This window comes from Aeromonas sp. 603079 (assembly GCF_049172135.1).
GTDB classification, from domain to species: domain Bacteria; phylum Pseudomonadota; class Gammaproteobacteria; order Enterobacterales; family Aeromonadaceae; genus Aeromonas; species Aeromonas veronii.
Genome location: NZ_JAAKPX010000016.1, coordinates 59,178 through 76,235, shown reverse-complemented (window position 1 = coordinate 76,235; position 17,058 = coordinate 59,178). Strand labels below are relative to the sequence as shown.

Below are 17,058 nucleotides of genomic sequence, written 5' to 3'. Positions count from 1 at the left end.
GGCTCGTTTGTTCGCTGATAGGAAAACGTAGTGGGGGACATTGTAATAAAAAAGGCGGCCCGAAGGCCGCCTCTTTTGTCATCACGGGAAGATTAGCTGCGTGAATGCAGTCCTTTCTTCTCCAGCTGACGATAGATGATGGTCTGCTGGATGATGGAGATGACGTTGCTCACCAGCCAGTAGAGAGTCAGGCCAGCCGGGAACCAGAGGAACATGAAAGTGAAGATGATCGGCATGAACTGCATCACTTTCTGCTGCATCGGGTCGGTTACGGTGGTCGGGCTCATCTTCTGCAGATACCACATGGAGGCACCCATGAGGATTGGCAGCACGAAGAAGGGGTCCTTCACTGACAGGTCAGTGATCCACAGGGCAAACGGCGCGTGACGCAGTTCAACGGACTCCATCAGTGCCCAGTAAAGGGCGATGAAGATCGGCATCTGAACCAGGATCGGCAGGCAGCCACCCAGCGGGTTGACCTTCTCCTTCTTGTACAGCTCCATCATGCCCTGAGACATCTTCTGGCGGTCATCGCCGAAGCGCTCGCGCAGGGCCGCAATCTTGGGTTGCAGCATGCGCATCTTGGCCATGGAGGTGTACTGGGCCTTGGTCAGCGGGAACATGATGCCGCGTACCAGCAGGGTCAGCATGATGATGGCCAGACCCCAGTTCTGGACGAAACCGTGGAACACGGTCAGCAGCCAGTGCAGCGGTTGGGCGATGAACCACAGCCAGCCGTAGTCGACGGTCAGGTCGAGGTGGTTAGCCACCTTGGCCATCTGGTCTTGCAGCTTGGGACCAACCCACAGCTTGCTGGTCACTTCGGCCTGTTGGCCGGCAGCCACGTCAACCAGCGGCGCCTTGTAACCGATGATGGCCTGGCCTTTGCCCGGGATCACACGGCTGTAGAAGCTGTTGGTATCGTCGGCATTCGGAGCCCAGGCAGAGACGAAGTAGTGTTGCAGCATGGCGACCCAACCACCCTTGGTGGTCTTGTTCAGGTCGGCATCCTTCATCTCGTCGAAAGTGTACTTCTTGTAGCGGGTATCTTCAGTGGAGAAGGCACCACCACGGTAAGCGCTGGCTACCATGGCATGACCTTCCTGATCCTTCGGTGTGGCTACGGTCTGCTTCAGCTGACCATAGAACTGCACCTGAACCGGCTCGGCAGATTTGTTGTCGATCTTGTAATCAACGCCAACGGCATAGTCGCCACGCTTGAGGATGAACTCCTTGGTGAAGACAACGCCCTTGCTGTCGGTCCAGGTCATCGGAACGACGACTTGATCCTGACCATCGGCCAGCTGATAGCTGGTCTGGGCGGCTTCATAGGTAGGACGACCTTCGGCCTGACTGTCCGGACCGTTGCGACCCACCAGACCGCTCTGGGCGATATAGAGGTGCTCAGGCTTGCTGGTCAGCAGCACGAACGGTTGGTCCTTGCCCTCTTCCAGTTTGTGAGACAGCAGTTCGGCAGACACGATGTCGCCACCCTGGGTGTCCAGGGTCAGCTTGAGCACGTCAGAGGAGACGGTGATCAGCTTGCGTGCGGCAGTCGCGTTGGCTTGCTCGGAAACCTGAGGAATATCACCGGTCTGACCGGCTTCAGGTACGAAATGTTCGGTTTGGGCCACGGTAGTCGGGGCCGGCTTCGGAGCCTTGTCGGACTCCCACTGTTGCCAGAGCAGAAAGCTCACGAACAGCAAACCGATCAGGAGTAGATTGCGTTGTGATTCCATAGTTTTCAGTTTCTTCGCTTTGGTTGCGGAACCGGGTCATAACCACCCTCGGATAAGGGATGGCATTTTAATAGACGTTTGCTGGCTAACCAAACGCCTTTTATGAAACCGTGAAGTCGGATGGCTTCTATCGCAAATTGGGAACAAGTTGGAGTAAAACGGCAGCGCGGCCCGAGCAGAGGGCTAATGATTAGCTGATACAGGCGTATCAGTTTGATAGCTACCCATTGCAACGGCGTGACAGGGTGCGCCATAGCTTTTCCAGTAACTTGAACAGTTCCTCGTTATCCATCTCTTTCACACCGGCCTTGGCGATCACCACGATGTCGATAGCGGGCAGCTGATGTTGTTTGAGGCGGAAACTTTCCCGAACCACCCGTTTGACACGATTACGCCAAACGGCACGCTTGAGTGCTTTTTTGGGCACAGCGAGACCAAGACGAGGGTGTTCGAGCGAATTGGGAGAAGCGAGAAGGGTAATCTGCGGAGAGGCGGCCCGGACAGGCTCGGCGAAAACGCGTTTGAAGTGTTCGGGAGTTAACAGACGTAACTCCCGAGAGAAGGTGTGCTGGGTAGGCATTAGACTACCAGGCGGGCACGACCCTTGGCACGACGAGCGGCCAGAACTTTACGACCGTTGGCAGTTGCCATGCGGGCGCGGAAACCGTGAGAGCGCTTGCGCTTCAGGTTGGACGGTTGAAAAGTACGTTTCATGATTCGATTCCGTATTTCTGTACAGTTTTGATTGTCACACTTAGCCGACGCGCCAGCTATAGCGTGTGACGACTAGCAAAAGAGGCCGAATTCTAAACAGAGTTCGGCTTTTAGTCAATCCGCCGTTCCCTCTCATCCTGCCGTGGTCTTGAAAAGGCCACTGCCGAGCGTGAGGATCCAGAGGATCAAGGGCTCCGGATTATACTGGCAACCCGGGGTTAAACAAGGGATCCCTCAATAAAAAAGGCGGCCAGGCCGCCAAAGAGAGAGCTATTTAAGGACTTTCCGCAAGAACTCCCGGGTACGGGGATCCTTGGGATCGACCAATATCTGATCCGGCGGGCCCTGCTCGACGATCCGCCCTCCTTCCATGAAGATCACCCGATCGGCAACATCACGAGCAAATTCAATCTCATGAGTCACCACCACCATGGTCTGGTGCTGGCGGGCCAACTCTTTCATCAGTCCCAAAACCTCGTCGACCCACTCGGGATCGAGGGCCGAGGTGGGCTCGTCAAACAGGATCACCTTGGAGTGGGCCGCCATGGCGCGACCAATGCCGACCCGCTGCTGTTGCCCGCCTGAGAGCGACGCCGGATAGGCATCCTGCTTGTCGGCAAGACCAATGTCCTTGAGGATGCCGAGCGCTGTGGCGCGGGCCTCGGCTTTTGGCTGCTTCCAGACGGTGATCAGCCCTTCGGCGATGTTGTCGAGCGCTGTTTTGTTGGCAAAAAGGGCGTAGTTCTGGAACACGAAGGAGGCCCGTTTGCGCAGCTCGATCGCCTGCTGTTCGCTGGCCTTGGCCAGATTCAGCTCGAGATCGTCGATGGCAAGGGTGCCCGCATCCGGGGTCTCCAGCAGGTTCAGGCAGCGCAACAGGGTCGACTTGCCGGTGCCGGAGGGGCCGATGATGACGACAATTTCCCCCTTTTTGACCTCCAGATCGATGCCGTTGAGCACCTGATTGCCGTGATATGCCTTGGAGAGGCCGGTTAGCTTGATCATGAACGCCCTCCTTTAATAGGCACGGTTGAGACGAATTTCCAGCAGATGCTGCAAGCGGGTAAAGAAGATCACCACTACCCAGTAGATCAGCGCCACCGCCATAAAGCTCTCGAAGAACTTGAAGGAGGAGGAGGCTTCCATTTGCGCCTTGCCCATTATCTCGGCCACCCCCAGCGTGAAGGCCAGCGAGGTGCTCTTGATCATATCGATGAAGTAGTTCATCAGCGACGGGGTGGCGATACGGGCCGCCTGCGGCAGGATGATCCGCTGCATCGCCTGATAACGGCTCATACCGATACTGAGCGCCGCTTCCATCTGGCTTTTGTGAATGCCGAGGATGGCTGCGCGGATCGACTCGGCCATGTAGGCGGCGAAGTGCAGGGTCAGACCGACGATGGCGGCAGTAAAGGCATCCATCCCCACGAAGATCGGGAACAGTTGCGGCAGTCCGTAGTAGAGCAGGAACAGCTGAACGAGTAGCGGTGTACCCCGAAAGAACGAGATATAGAGCATCGCCAGCCAGTGAATCGCGGGGACGCGAAACACCCGTACTATCGCCAGGGCCAGCGAGAGTACGAGTGCCAGCACGAATCCCCACAGGGCCATTTCCATCGTGGTGCCCAGGTATTTGAGCAGGATGGGAAACAGCCCCAGCGTGTATTCGAGGTCAAATTCCATCATTTATTTGTCGGTGATGTCGGAAGCGAACCATTTCTCGGAGATCTGACGCAGGGAGCCATCCTTGCGCATGGCGGTCAGGGCCTCGTCGACCTTCTTCAGCAGCGCCTGTTTCTCCGGGGTCTTCAGGAAGGGCAGTGCGTTCTCGATTGTCTCGAACGGTGCGCCAGCCTGTTGCAGCGGCAGCTTGGACTCCTTGATCAGCTGGGCGGTGGAGACGCGGTCCATCACGAAGGCATCGATGCGACCCAGGGCGACATCCTGCTCGAAGGCGGAGTCATAGGTGCGGATATCGATCTTCTTGTTCGGGTCATTCTTGCGCAGCAGCTCTTCAAAGTTGGAACCCAGGTTCACGGCCACCTTCTTGCCTTCCAGATCCTTGATGCCATGAATGGTGCTGTTGCCCTTGCGTACCACGATCTGGGCGCCGTCATAGACGTAAGGCTGGGAGAAGTCGTACTTCGCCTTGCGCTCGTCGGTGATGGTGATCTGGTTGGAGATGGTGTCGATGCGGCCGGTTTCCAGCATGCCGAACAGGCCGGAGAAGCTGGCGGTCACGAATTCGACCTTGTAGCCGGTGCGCTCGCCGATCTGGTTCCACATATCCACTTCAAAGCCTTGCAGCTTGTCCTGCTTGACGAAGGTGAACGGGAAATATTTGCCAGACATGCCGACCTTGATGGTCTCCTGGGCGATGGCCTGACCAGACAGGGTTGCCAACAGGATGGCTGCGCCGGAAATAAGCTTGATGGAAGTTTTCATGGGGTTTCTCTCTCTAAATGTCTTGTATTTGTAGTTGTAATAACTGCTTTGGCGCTGATGTTATTGGAATAAAATTTAAAAAATAAATGACATTTGGTTATATGAAATAACAGGAGTGCAGCACGAGATCCGCCAGCTGCAGCAGTGGATCAAGCTGTGGGTAACTTTGGGGATGAAAGATGATCCGGAGGCGCTGGATCCTTGAAAGTCAAGGATCTTATTTGCTGGATCCGCGGGGTCACGGCTGGAGATCCGGCGGCTAAAAACGTAGAATAGCCGGTCTTTAGTTAATCAATCGACAGGAGTTTAGAGTGACTGCTTCGCTATGGCAGCAGTGCCTTAACCGGCTGCAAGATGAGTTGCCCTCGGCAGAATTCAGCATGTGGATCCGGCCGCTTCAAGCGGAGTTGAGTGACAATACTCTGACCCTGTATGCACCGAATCGCTTCGTTCTGGACTGGGTACGAGACAAGTACCTCATCCGGGTGAACGGCATCATTAACGAACTTTGCGGGGTCGATGGCCCCGCCCTGCGTTTTGATATTGGCAATCGTCCCCACCCCGTCACCGTCGCTGCAAGCAGAGCGCCGGCGCAGGGTGCTGCGCCTGTGAATAACTTGCAGAAGAGCTGGGAAAGCAAGCCCGAAACCAAGCCCGAGCCGAACCACAAGAGCAACACCAACGTGAACTATACCTTCGAGAATTTCGTCGAGGGTAAGTCCAACCAGTTGGCTCGTGCGGCGGCCCGTCAGGTGGCGGACAATCCGGGTGGCGCTTACAACCCGCTGTTCCTCTATGGCGGTACCGGTTTGGGTAAAACCCACCTGCTGCACGCCGTTGGCAATGCCATCAAGGAGAGCAAAAAAGATGCGAAAGTCATCTATATGCACTCCGAGCGGTTCGTGCAGGATATGGTGAAAGCGCTGCAAAACAACGCCATTGAAGAGTTCAAGCGTTACTACCGCAGCGTCGATGCCCTGCTCATCGATGACATCCAGTTCTTCGCCAACAAGGAGCGCTCCCAGGAGGAGTTCTTCCATACCTTCAACGCCTTGCTCGAAGGCAACCAGCAGATCATCCTCACCTCGGATCGCTATCCGAAAGAGATCAACGGTGTCGAGGATCGCCTCAAGTCCCGTTTCGGCTGGGGCCTGACCGTGGCGATCGAGCCGCCTGAGCTGGAGACCCGCGTCGCCATCCTGATGCGCAAGGCGGGCGAGAACCAGATCCACCTGCCGGACGAAGTGGCCTTCTTCATCGCCAAACGGCTGCGTTCCAACGTCCGTGAACTGGAAGGGGCCCTCAACCGGGTGATCGCCAACGCCAACTTTACCGGTCGCGCCATCAACATCGACTTCGTACGCGAAGCGCTGCGCGATCTGCTGGCGTTGCAGGAGAAGCTGGTCACCATCGACAATATCCAGAAGACGGTGGCGGAGTACTACAAGATCAAGCTTGCGGATCTGCTCTCCAAGCGCCGTTCCCGCTCCGTGGCCCGCCCGCGCCAGCTGGCGATGGCACTGGCCAAGGAGCTGACCAACCACAGTTTGCCGGAGATAGGTGATGCCTTTGGTGGCCGTGACCATACCACCGTTCTTCATGCCTGCCGCAAGATCGAGCAGCTGAAGGAGGAGAGTCACGACATCAAGGAGGACTACTCCAACCTGATCCGTACCCTTTCTTCCTGATAACGGAGAGCACAGATGCAGCTCGAAATTAGCCGTGAGGCCCTGTTACGTCCTCTGCAACTGGTGTCCGGTGCCCTGGGTGGCCGGCCGACCCTGCCGATCCTCGGCAACGTGCTGCTTGATGTCAGCAACGGTCTGCTGTCGCTGACCGGTACCGATCTCGAAGTAGAGATGATCGGTCAGGTCTATCTGAATGGTGCCAGTGAAGATGGCCGCACCACTGTGCCGGCGCGCAAGTTGCTGGACATCTGCCGTGGTCTGCCGGAAGGCGCCGAGATCCGTCTCAACACCGAAGGTGATCGCCTGATCATCCGTTCCGGCCGTTCCCGTTTCAATCTGTCGACCCTGCCGGCGACCGAGTATCCGAACATCGAGGATTGGGAGTCCGTGCTCGAGTTTGATATCAGCCAGCTGGAGCTGAAGAAGCTGATCGACGCGACCCAGTTCTCCATGGCCAGCCAGGATGTGCGTTACTACCTGAACGGCATGCTGTTCGAGAGCGAAGGTCACGGTCTGCGTACCGTGGCGACCGACGGTCACCGTCTGGCGACCTGCCGCCGCGAGGTTGTGGGGGAATCGCTGCCCGATCATCAGGTTATCCTGCCGCGCAAAGGGGTGCTGGAGCTGGTGCGTCTGCTGGAAGCGGAAGACAAGCCGGTACGGCTGCAGATCGGTCGTAGCAACCTGCGCGCCGCCCTCGACGGCTTCATCTTCACCTCCAAGCTGGTGGATGGCCGTTTTCCGGACTGGCGTCGGGTCATTCCCCGCAACAGCGACAAGGCCCTGATTGCCGGCCGTGAGGATCTGCGTCAGGCGTTTGCCCGCGCGGCGATCCTCTCCAACGAAAAATTCCGTGGGGTGCGTCTCAATCTGCAGGAAAACCTGCTGCGCATCACCGCCAACAACCCGGAACAGGAAGAAGCGGAAGAGCTGCTTGACGTACAATACTCTGCTGGCGAGATGGAGATCGGATTCAACGTCTCTTATGTGCTGGACGTGCTGAATACGTTAAAATGTGAGCAAATCCGGGTTAGCCTGAGCGATTCCGTCAGCAGCGCCATTATTGAGGATTTTGAAAATCAGGATGCTCAGTACGTGGTAATGCCGATGCGGATCTAGTCGTGTCTCTGGTCAAACTCCAGCTCAGCGACTTTCGCAATATCCAGCAAGCCAGTCTCGCGTTGTCACCCGGCCTCAATATTCTGGTCGGGTGCAATGGCAGCGGCAAGACCAGCGTGCTGGAAGCCATTCACTACCTTGGTCTGGGGCGCTCCTTTCGCACTCATCTGACCGGGCGGGTTATCCGCCAGGGGGAGAGGGCGTTTACCCTGTTTGCCCAGTGCGAACTGGATGGGCGTCAGGTGCCTATCGGTCTTGCCAAGGACAAGAGTGGCGAGACCCAGCTCAAGATTGCCGGAGCACAGGCGCAGCGATTGGCCGATCTGGCCGAACTGCTGCCGGTGCAACTCATCCATCCGGATGGCTTCAATCTGCTGACCGGGGGGCCGCAGGCTCGTCGGGCCTGGCTCGATTGGGGGGTGTTTCATCAGGAACCCACCTTCTTCGCCCTGTGGGGGCGGGTGCGGCGGCTGCTGAAACAGCGTAATGCGCTGCTGCGCCAGAGCACCCAATATCGCCAGCTGGCGTTCTGGGATCAGGAGCTGGTGCGGCTGGGTGGTGAACTGGCAGGCTTTCGCGCCAGTTATTGTCAGGCCATTACGCCCCTGATCAAGGAGATGACGGCGGATTTTCTGCCGGAATTCGATATCAGTCTTGGTTTTTACCGGGGCTGGGAGAAAGATACCCCCCTCAACGAACTGCTGGAGGCGGGGTTTGAGCGGGATCGGGCGCTGGGCTACACCGGTGTCGGTCCGCAGAAAGCCGATGTTCGCCTCAAGGCGAACGGGGTGCCTGCGCAGGATATTTTGTCCCGGGGTCAGCTCAAGCTGCTGGTTTGTGCCATGCGCTTGGCCCAAGGGCTCTATTTGAATCAACATAGCAGCCGTGGCTGTATTTTTTTAATTGACGATTTTGCCTCTGAACTGGATGTCGAGAAGCGTCGCCTCCTGGCCGCAAGGCTGAAGCAGTGCGCGTCCCAGGTGTTTATCACCGCCATCGATACCGGTCAGCTCGCAGACATGATGGATGCGAATGACTGCAAGTTGTTCCACGTGGAACAAGGCAAGATCTCCGAAACGTTAGAGAAGGCAGAGAGTAAGCTATGAGTGAAAATACTTACGACTCCTCGAATATCAAGGTGCTGAAGGGCCTGGATGCGGTCCGCAAGCGCCCGGGGATGTATATCGGCGATACGGATGATGGCTCGGGTCTGCACCACATGGTGTTCGAAGTCGTCGATAACTCCATTGACGAGGCGCTCGCTGGCTACTGCTCCGATATTCAGGTCAAGATCCATTCCGATGGCTCCGTCTCCGTGCGCGATAACGGCCGTGGTATTCCGGTCGATATTCACCCGGAAGAGGGCCGCTCCGCTGCCGAAGTCATCATGACCGTGCTGCATGCTGGCGGTAAGTTCGATGACAACTCCTACAAGGTTTCCGGTGGTCTGCACGGCGTCGGTGTCTCTGTTGTTAACGCACTCTCTGACAAGCTGCTGCTGACCATTCGTCGTAACGGCCACGTCTACGAACAGACCTATCATCTGGGTGAGCCGCAAGCGCCGCTCAAGCAGATTGGCGACAGCACCGGCACCGGTACTGAAGTTCGCTTCTGGCCGAGCCCGACCATCTTCAGCGACACCCTGTTCCACTACGAGATCCTGGCCAAGCGCCTGCGCGAGCTCTCCTTCCTCAACTCCGGTGTTTCCATCCGTCTGATGGATGAGCGTGACGGCCGTGAGGCGCACTTCTGTTACGAAGGCGGCATCAAAGCGTTCGTTGAGTACCTGAACCAGAACAAGACCCCGATCCACCCGAAGGTGTTCCATTTCACCACCGAGCAGGATGGTATCGGCGTTGAAGTGGCGATGCAGTGGAACGACGCCTATCAGGAAGGGGTCTACTGCTTCACCAACAACATCCCGCAGCGGGATGGTGGTACTCACCTTGTTGGCTTCCGTACCGCACTGACCCGTACTCTGAACTCCTATATGGACAAAGAGGACTACAGCAAGAAGGCCAAGTCTGCCGCCAGTGGCGACGACGTGCGTGAAGGTCTGATTGCCGTTATCTCCGTCAAGGTGCCGGATCCCAAGTTCTCCTCCCAGACCAAGGACAAGCTGGTCTCTTCCGAAGTGAAGACCGCCGTTGAACAGGCGATGGGTGAGAAGCTGGCTGACTTCCTGCTGGAAAACCCGGGCGATGCCAAGATCGTGGTCAACAAGATCATCGATGCGGCCCGTGCCCGCGAAGCGGCCCGCAAAGCCCGCGAACTGACCCGCCGCAAAGGCGCGCTGGATATCGCCGGTCTGCCCGGCAAGCTGGCTGACTGTCAGGAAAAAGACCCTGCTCTCTCCGAACTCTACATAGTGGAAGGGGACTCTGCTGGCGGTTCCGCCAAGCAGGGTCGCAACCGTAAGAACCAGGCCATACTGCCGCTCAAGGGCAAGATCCTGAACGTAGAGAAGGCCCGTTTCGACAAGATGATCTCCTCGCAAGAGGTGGGTACCCTGATCACCGCACTGGGTTGCGGTATCGGTCGCGACGAGTACAACCCGGACAAGCTGCGTTATCACAACATCATCATCATGACCGATGCGGACGTCGATGGTGCGCACATCCGAACCCTGCTGCTGACTTTCTTCTATCGTCAGATGCCGGAAATCATCGAACGTGGCTACGTCTACATCGCCCAGCCGCCGCTCTATAAAGTGAAGAAGGGCAAGCAGGAGCAGTACCTGAAAGACGAAGACGCGCTGCTGCAGTACCAGACCGCCATGGCGCTGGATGGTGCTACCCTGCACGTCAACGAGTCTGCTCCGGCCATCGGTGGCGAGGCGCTGGAGCGTCTGGTCAACCAGCACCGCTCGGTGACTCACCTGATCACCCGCATGTCTCGTCGTGCGCCGGAAGCGGTGCTGACCCAGCTGATCTATCAGCCGGAGTTGAACGAAGCGCTGCTGAACAGCGAGAGCGATCTGCTGGCCTGGTGTCAGGGTATGGAAGCCGTGCTCAACGAGAGCAACCACGGTATCCAGTACCAGATCCAGGTTCGTCGTGATGAAGAGCGCAGCCTGTATGTGCCGCACGCCGTGGTACGCCAGCACGGGGTCGACCGCGAATATCCGCTCAGCTACGACTTCCTGCAGTCCGGTGAGTACCGTCAACTGGTCTCGCTGGGCAAGGAGATCGCCAACCTGATCGAGGAAGGTGGTTTCATCAAGCGTGGCGAGAAGGTCAAGCCGGTTGCCAACTTCGTAGAAGCCGTCGAGTGGCTGATGGGCGAAGGCAAGCGCGGCATCTACATCCAGCGCTATAAAGGGCTAGGTGAGATGAACCCGGACCAGCTGTGGGAAACCACCATGGATCCGGAAGCCCGTCGCATGCTGCGCGTCACCATCGACGACGCCGTCGGTGCCGACCAGCTCTTCTCCACCCTGATGGGTGATGCCGTTGAGCCCCGTCGTGACTTTATTGAGACCAACGCCCTGCGCGTAGCCAACCTCGACGTCTAATCGACACTGTCAGCTCGATATAAAAATAGCCGCTCCCTGTGAGCGGCTTTTTGTTTTTGGGCTGACGTTCCACGTGAAACATGAAACCGCTTGGTGTTGATGGTTCTAACTCAGCCCAGTTCTGGTGCTAGGCAGTAGAGTCGCAGACGATGGCCATCCGGATCGAGGGCCATGCAGGTGTAGCCAAACTCCATATTGGTCGGCGCCTGGATCAGGGTGAGCCCGCGTGCCAGCCATTCGGCAGACAGGCGATCGACGGCATCATCATCGGGGAGGGCGAAGGCCAGCTCCATCGCTCCGGCCGTTTGGGTCACGGCAGGTTCAACAGTGGCGCTGGACCAGAGTGCCAGTCTGGCGCCCGATTCGAACACGAACATGGCAAAGGTAGGTGACTCCTCCACCGGTTCACGCCCGAACAACTCGCGATAGAAGAGCGCGCTGCGGGCAGGGTTGGGAACGTAGAGGATGGTGAACTGGGGGACTAACATGGTGATGCTCCTTGCTGATGAGATGGCGCATTGGCGCCGACCCCGTCAGCATGGTGCTACCTGCTGTCAGTTTCTGTCAGCAATGAATTTCGGCTGCGGGATCTGCTGGGTGGTGCGCCACTCCTTCAGCAGGCTCTCTCTGCTTTTTGGATAGCGGCAATCTTGCGGCTGCATCCGGGTGATGCGATCTACCCGAAAGTGGCGAAAGCCCTGACGCAGTTCGCACCAGGCTATCAGTACTCGCACCTGTTCGAAGTAGCCGAGGGCAAAGGGCCAGACGGTGCGCTCAGAGGCCTCATCCTTGAGATCCCGATAGATCAGGGTCACCTTGCGTTGCTGGCGGATGGCACTGCGCAGGGGGGCTTCATCGGTGAGGCTGTCGCTGCGGGAGGTGCCGATCAGCAGGGCATTGCTCTGGAGCTGCTGGCGATAGTCGGCGGGCAGCACGGCTTCTATCTTGGCCAGCGCACTGCTGGCCGATGCACTCAAGGTTTCATCACCGTGGGCGACGACCCAACGCGACCCCAGCACCAGCGCATCCAGCTCTTCTTCACTGAACATCAATGGTGGCAGCATGAAGCCGGGACGCAACACATAGCCGATCCCGGGTTCGCCCTCGATATGGGCACCTTGTGCCTGCAGGGTGGCGATATCCCGGTAGAGGGTGCGCAGGCTGATGCCAAGCTGGCTGGCCAGCTCCGCGCCTGTGATGGCGTAGCGATGGCCGCGAAGCAGCTGGAGCAGGGTCAGCAGGCGTTCGGAACGGGACATGGAATGACTCCTCGGGATCTCTGGTTAGCCTGCCATAGCGGAGTGTGCGGGTATAGAGGATGTCATCAGACATTGTTGCCACGAAAAGATCGTCGCCACTCGCTGGGGGAGATGGCAAAGCGGGCACGAAAGTGATTGCGCAGAGAGGTAGCACTCTTGAAGCCGACCTGCTCGGCAATGCGATCGATGGAATGGCTGCTTACCTCCAGCAGCTCCTGGCTGCGCCTGAGCCGCTCCGCCAGCAGCCATTCACCCACCGAAAGGCCGGTTGCCTGATGAAAACGGCGGGTAAAGGTGCGCCGACTCATCAGGGTATGGGCTGCCAGAGAGTCCAGGGTGTGAGGCTCGGCCAGATGGGCACGCAGGTGATCGAGCAACTGGTTCATCCTGACATCGCGGGTGGAGGCGGGCACCGGCTGCTCGATAAACTGGGCCTGCCCCCCTTCCCGGTGGGGCGGGATCACCAACCGCCGCGCCACCTTGTTGGCGATGGCCGAGCCGTGGTACTGGCGCACCAGATAGAGGCAGCAGTCCAGCCCGGCGGCAGTGCCTGCCGAGGTGACCAGCCCTTCGTCATCCACATAGAGGGCGTTGGTATCGAGCTGCACGCAGGGAAAGCGGTGGCAGAAATCCTGCTCGTACTCCCAGTGGGTCGATGCCTTGCGACCATTGAGCAGCCCGGCGTAGGCGAGCACATAGGTGCCGAGACAGAGCCCGACCAGTCGGGCACCTCTGGCTCTGGCGGCAATCAGGGCATCGAGCAGCGCTGCGGGTGGCCGTGCTGCCGGGTCGTGCCAGAAGGGAATAACGATGATCTCCGCCTCGGCCAGCACCTCCAGCCCATGGGGAGCCTGAATGGTGAAGCCTTGCGCCGAGTGTGAATGAGGGTTGCCATCGCCGCAGCAGATCTTGAGCTCGAACAGCGGTTGGCCCGGCAGAATATCGCCGAAGATGAGGCAGGGGACGGCGCAGTGAAAAGGGCTGAAGTGATCGAAGGTCACCACGGCAACGATCGGGGTGGTCATGGTGTTGGCTCCTCTCTGCGCGCAGACCCCTCATCATAAGCGTTCGGCAGTGAAAGCCGAAGGGCCATCTCTGGCATGGCCCTCCTGCGGGTCACAGTGATATCGCCTCGCCATCTTCTGGCACCCGTACCCGATCCGTCATGCCCCGGTCCGCCAGATAGTCGCGCAGCTCCTGGCGTGACAGCACGGCGTGATTGACCGCCTCCATATGGCTGGCGATCAGCGTGGCTTGCGGTGCGGCCTGATAAACGGCGGCGACATCCTCCTTGCCCATGATGATGGAACCGAGTCCGGGCACCTGTGCATCGCCACAGTTGAGGATGATGACCTCGGGTTGATGCTGTTGCAGGGCTTGCTCGACCCGGGGATGCCAGATGGTATCACCGACCAGATAGAGGCACTGTTCATCGGGGTGGGAGAAGACCACGCCGCACACTTCTCCCATGCGCTCGCCCAGTACCGCCATCAACTGGTCGCTGCCGTGCTGGCCACCGGTCTGCTGCAGGCGAATGCCGGCAAACTCGGGCTGGTCGCTCAGCAGGCGCACATCCTCAAAGCCACTGGCACGAATGGCATCGGCATCTTTCTGATGTTGTACCAAGAGCGGCAGATGTTTGGGGATTAGTGTTCTGGCGGCGTCATCCCAGTGGTCGGGATGGTCGTGGGTGACGATAACGGCATCCACATCGACCAGCTCATCGATCGGTAGCGGCAGCTCGACCAGCGGATTGCGCAGATGGCTGTTGGCGGTGCCCTCAAAGCCGGGGAAGGCCCCCTTGGCAGAGAGCATGGGGTCGATCAGAAAGCGGGTGCCGGCATAGTTGAGCAGCAGGGTGGCGTTGCGAACCTGGGTAATCTTCATGGGATGGCTCCATGTTGGCTGGTGGGATATGCAACCAATTATGGGAGACGGAGCGAGTTTCCATCAGTGGCCCATGGGTCGATTATCATCACTATCGGGCCAACAGGTTGATGTTCTACAGATCGGCGCGGCCATTTAAAAAATTTGAAAAAATCCCCTTGAAAGGAAAAAGTGAGCCCCTATATAGGTAACAAGGCTGGAACGCTCGACAGAGGTTTCGACCAGGCGCCCGTCCATAAGGAGGGCAAACAATCCGTTATCGCTCACAAGAGGGTAATACTATGCGTTCTATCGACTTTTCTCCGCTCTATCGTTCTGCCATTGGTTTCGATCGTCTGGCCAATCTCATCGAATCTGCGGCCAGCAATGGCAATGCCGGTTATCCCCCCTACAACATCGAGCAGTTGGGTGACAATGACTACCGCATCAGCATGGCGGTGGCGGGCTTTACCCAGGAAGAGCTGGAGCTGAGCTTCCAGGAAAATCTGCTGACAGTGAAGGGCAACAAGCAGGCCGACACCGGGCGCAACTATCTCTATCAGGGGATCGCCGAACGTGGTTTCGAGCGCCGCTTCCAGCTGGCCGATTATGTGCGGGTGAAAGGGGCCGACCTGAAAAACGGCTTGCTGCACATCGAGCTGGTGCGTGAAGTGCCCGAGGCGATGAAGCCGCGCAAGATCGAGATCAACGGCTGATAGCCTGAATTCACTGAAATTTTAAAATTTCCCGGGTGCCGATGACGGGCCTGTGGAGAGTTGAACCTGTTGCTTATTAGAAGGATAGGATTATGCGTAACCTCGATTTTTCTCATCTCTATTCCAACGCCGTTGGCTTCGAGCGGATGGCCCGTGAGCTGGAAGGTCTGTTCGAGCAGAAGACCGCAGCTTACCCTCCGTACAACATTGAAAAGCGCGATCAGGATGGCTATCGCATCACGGTCGCCGTGGCTGGCTTCGAGCGCGAAGAGCTGGAGCTGGAGACCGAAAACGGCACCCTCAAGGTGAAGGGGCGCAAAGGGACTGCGGCCGGTGAGCGTCAGTTCCTCCATCAGGGGATTGCCGAGCGCGACTTCGAGCTTGCCTTCAAGCTGAGCCAGCACGTGGAAGTGCAGGGCGCCAAGCTGGAGCATGGTCTGCTGACCATCGATCTGGCGCGCGAACTGCCGGAGGCGCTCAAGCCCCGCGCCATCCCCATCGGTAAACCCGAGCAGCTGGCGCTGCCCGGCTAAGTAAACCGGATCGCGATAAACGACAAAGGCCTGCATCTGCAGGCCTTTCTGTTTTTGTATCGCTGGATTGGATTACCCAGCGTAGAGGGCGTTGATCTCGTCGGCCAGAATGGCTATGCCGCGACGCACCAGCTCCTCGCTCTGGGAGTAGTTGAGGCGGATGCACTCCTGGCTGTGGCGCCACTCGGGGTCATCAATGCCGGGGAAGAAGTAGTGACCCGGCACGATCAGCAGATTCTTCGCCTTCAGTCGCTCATAAAGCTCCTGACAGTGGATCGGCAAGCCTTCAAACCAGAGCCAGAGGAAGAGGGCCCCTTCCGGTTTATGAATGTGGAAGCGCGGGTCGGGGATCGCTTCGCGCAGCAGCTGCACCGCCAGCTCCGCCTTCTGCTGATAGAAGGGCTTCACCACCTGTTCGCTGAGGGCGATGATATCGCCGCTCTCGATCATCGGGATGGTGATGGCGGGCCCCAGACTGCCCGGCGCCAGATTGATGATGCCGCTCAGGTTGGTGATGGCCTGAATGATCTTCTCGTCGGCGATGACGATGCCGCAGCGGGTGCCCGGCAAGCCGAGTTTGGAGAGGCTCATGCAGAGGATGGTGTTGGCGTTCCAGAACGGCTTGGCTTCGCTGAAGATGATGCCCGGGAAGGGAACGCCGTAGGCGTTGTCGATCAGCAGCGGAATCCCCTTGTCGCGGGCGATCTGATCGAGGTGTTCGATCTCTTCATCGGTCAGCACATTGCCGGTGGGGTTGGTTGGGCGGGAGACGCAGATCACCCCGATGTCGTTACCTACCTGCAGGCTCTCGAAATCCACGTGGTATTTGAACTGGCCATCGGGCAGCTTCTCGATGGTGGGTTTGTAGGCCACAAAGTAGTCGTCGGCCAGCGCCGAGTCGGCATAGCCGATGTATTCGGGGGCGAGCGGGAACAGCACCTTCTTCTTGAGGCCATCGGCAAATTCGCCAGCCAGCAGATTGAACAGGTAGAAGAAGGCATTCTGACTGCCGTTGGTCAGGGCGATATTGCGGGCCGAGATATCCCAGCCCAGCTCCTTGCTGAGCAGGGCGGCCAGCGCTTTGGTGAACCTGTCTTTGCCCTGTGGGCCGTCGTAGTTGGCCATCGCTTTGACCAGCTCGCCGTTGTCGAGTAGGCTCTTGGCCTCGGCTTGAAAGCGTTCCAGCATGGCGGGGATCGGGGCCGGATTGCCGCCACCCAGCATGATGGCGTCCGGATTGGTCAGCCCCTGATTGAGGTCATCCATGAGTTGGGTAATACCGGCGTGGCGAGTGAACTTCTCGCCGAACAAGGAAAATTCCATTCGGTGACAGATCCAGAGTCAGTTACGAAGATGTAGCACCATAGCTCAGTTTAAAAGCAGGTGTCGATCAAAAAGATGGGACGTTCCACGTGGAACATGGTGCAAAAATCAAGCGTGGTTAAAAGCACCAACTGTTGGTTTA

18 protein-coding genes are annotated in these 17,058 nt (G+C 58.1%); 6 read left to right on the top strand and 12 right to left on the bottom strand.

The window, feature by feature from the left end; genetic code table 11:
* Positions 1–92 precede the first annotated feature (92 nt).
* From yidC to G5287_RS13385, 7 genes are all read right to left on the bottom strand, one after another.
* A complete protein-coding gene (gene yidC, locus G5287_RS13415) occupies positions 93–1,739 on the bottom strand; it encodes a membrane protein insertase YidC (RefSeq protein ID WP_005342319.1) in 1,647 nt (548 codons plus the stop codon).
* A gap of 5 nt (positions 1,740–1,744) precedes the next feature.
* The gene (gene yidD, locus G5287_RS13410) at positions 1,745–1,993 is read right to left on the bottom strand and encodes a membrane protein insertion efficiency factor YidD (RefSeq protein WP_075116235.1); all 249 of its coding nucleotides are present in this window, start codon (positions 1,991–1,993) and stop codon (positions 1,745–1,747) included.
* Positions 1,960–2,319, bottom strand: a complete 360-nt coding sequence (rnpA, locus tag G5287_RS13405) for a ribonuclease P protein component (RefSeq protein WP_005342318.1) — start codon at positions 2,317–2,319, stop codon at positions 1,960–1,962. Before rnpA ends, yidD begins: the two co-directional genes overlap by 34 nt.
* On the bottom strand, positions 2,319–2,453 hold the full coding sequence (gene rpmH, locus G5287_RS13400) for a 50S ribosomal protein L34 (RefSeq protein WP_005307156.1): 135 nt from the start codon (positions 2,451–2,453) through the stop codon (positions 2,319–2,321). Before rpmH ends, rnpA begins: the two co-directional genes overlap by 1 nt.
* A gap of 270 nt (positions 2,454–2,723) precedes the next feature.
* Positions 2,724–3,458 carry an amino acid ABC transporter ATP-binding protein gene (locus tag G5287_RS13395; RefSeq protein ID WP_005339311.1) on the bottom strand — a complete coding sequence of 245 codons (735 nt, stop codon included), beginning with the start codon at positions 3,456–3,458 and terminating at the stop codon, positions 2,724–2,726.
* A gap of 12 nt (positions 3,459–3,470) precedes the next feature.
* Positions 3,471–4,139 carry an amino acid ABC transporter permease gene (locus tag G5287_RS13390; RefSeq protein WP_013724235.1) on the bottom strand — a complete coding sequence of 223 codons (669 nt, stop codon included), beginning with the start codon at positions 4,137–4,139 and terminating at the stop codon, positions 3,471–3,473.
* Entirely contained in the window at positions 4,140–4,898 is a 759-nt protein-coding gene (locus G5287_RS13385; protein WP_005339308.1) for an amino acid ABC transporter substrate-binding protein, read from the bottom strand.
* A 311-nt stretch (positions 4,899–5,209) separates the two neighbouring features.
* Between G5287_RS13385 and dnaA the strand changes: the two genes are divergently transcribed.
* Genes dnaA through gyrB form a run of 4 tightly spaced genes read left to right on the top strand, consistent with a single transcriptional unit; the run spans position 5,210 to position 11,219 of the window.
* A complete protein-coding gene (gene dnaA, locus G5287_RS13380; protein ID WP_421231427.1) occupies positions 5,210–6,586 on the top strand; it encodes a chromosomal replication initiator protein DnaA in 1,377 nt (458 codons plus the stop codon).
* A 15-nt stretch (positions 6,587–6,601) separates the two neighbouring features.
* Positions 6,602–7,705, top strand: coding sequence for a DNA polymerase III subunit beta (gene dnaN / locus G5287_RS13375; protein WP_421231426.1), 1,104 nt, complete (start codon positions 6,602–6,604; stop codon positions 7,703–7,705).
* 2 nt (positions 7,706–7,707) lie between these two features.
* Complete coding sequence (recF, locus tag G5287_RS13370) at positions 7,708–8,811, top strand: DNA replication/repair protein RecF (RefSeq protein WP_033115255.1); 1,104 nt, start codon at positions 7,708–7,710, stop codon at positions 8,809–8,811.
* Entirely contained in the window at positions 8,808–11,219 is a 2,412-nt protein-coding gene (gene gyrB, locus G5287_RS13365; protein ID WP_076494165.1) for a DNA topoisomerase (ATP-hydrolyzing) subunit B, read from the top strand. Before recF ends, gyrB begins: the two co-directional genes overlap by 4 nt.
* A gap of 110 nt (positions 11,220–11,329) precedes the next feature.
* On the opposite strand, the gene G5287_RS13360 is transcribed toward gyrB, so the two are convergent.
* The 4 genes from G5287_RS13360 to G5287_RS13345 all read right to left on the bottom strand — a co-directional run bounded on the left by G5287_RS13360 (position 11,330) and on the right by G5287_RS13345 (position 14,365).
* Positions 11,330–11,707: a VOC family protein gene (locus G5287_RS13360; RefSeq protein WP_421231425.1), complete on the bottom strand. Its 378-nt coding sequence runs from the start codon at positions 11,705–11,707 to the stop codon at positions 11,330–11,332.
* A 66-nt stretch (positions 11,708–11,773) separates the two neighbouring features.
* Positions 11,774–12,478, bottom strand: coding sequence for a helix-turn-helix transcriptional regulator (locus G5287_RS13355; protein ID WP_421231424.1), 705 nt, complete (start codon positions 12,476–12,478; stop codon positions 11,774–11,776).
* Positions 12,479–12,543: 65 nt separating this feature from the next.
* On the bottom strand, positions 12,544–13,503 hold the full coding sequence (locus G5287_RS13350; RefSeq protein WP_421231423.1) for a helix-turn-helix domain-containing protein: 960 nt from the start codon (positions 13,501–13,503) through the stop codon (positions 12,544–12,546).
* A gap of 91 nt (positions 13,504–13,594) precedes the next feature.
* Positions 13,595–14,365: an MBL fold metallo-hydrolase gene (locus G5287_RS13345; protein ID WP_421231422.1), complete on the bottom strand. Its 771-nt coding sequence runs from the start codon at positions 14,363–14,365 to the stop codon at positions 13,595–13,597.
* 281 nt (positions 14,366–14,646) lie between these two features.
* Here G5287_RS13345 and G5287_RS13340 point away from each other — a divergent pair, with 281 nt between their 5' ends.
* Positions 14,647–15,060: an Hsp20 family protein gene (locus G5287_RS13340; protein ID WP_005339298.1), complete on the top strand. Its 414-nt coding sequence runs from the start codon at positions 14,647–14,649 to the stop codon at positions 15,058–15,060.
* Positions 15,061–15,152: 92 nt separating this feature from the next.
* The gene (locus tag G5287_RS13335; RefSeq protein WP_201931604.1) at positions 15,153–15,593 is read left to right on the top strand and encodes an Hsp20 family protein; all 441 of its coding nucleotides are present in this window, start codon (positions 15,153–15,155) and stop codon (positions 15,591–15,593) included.
* Between the two features lie 72 nt (positions 15,594–15,665).
* Here G5287_RS13335 and G5287_RS13330 read toward each other — a convergent pair whose 3' ends face one another.
* Entirely contained in the window at positions 15,666–16,916 is a 1,251-nt protein-coding gene (locus G5287_RS13330) for a valine--pyruvate transaminase (RefSeq protein WP_421231421.1), read from the bottom strand.
* Between the last annotated feature and the right edge of the window lie 142 nt (positions 16,917–17,058).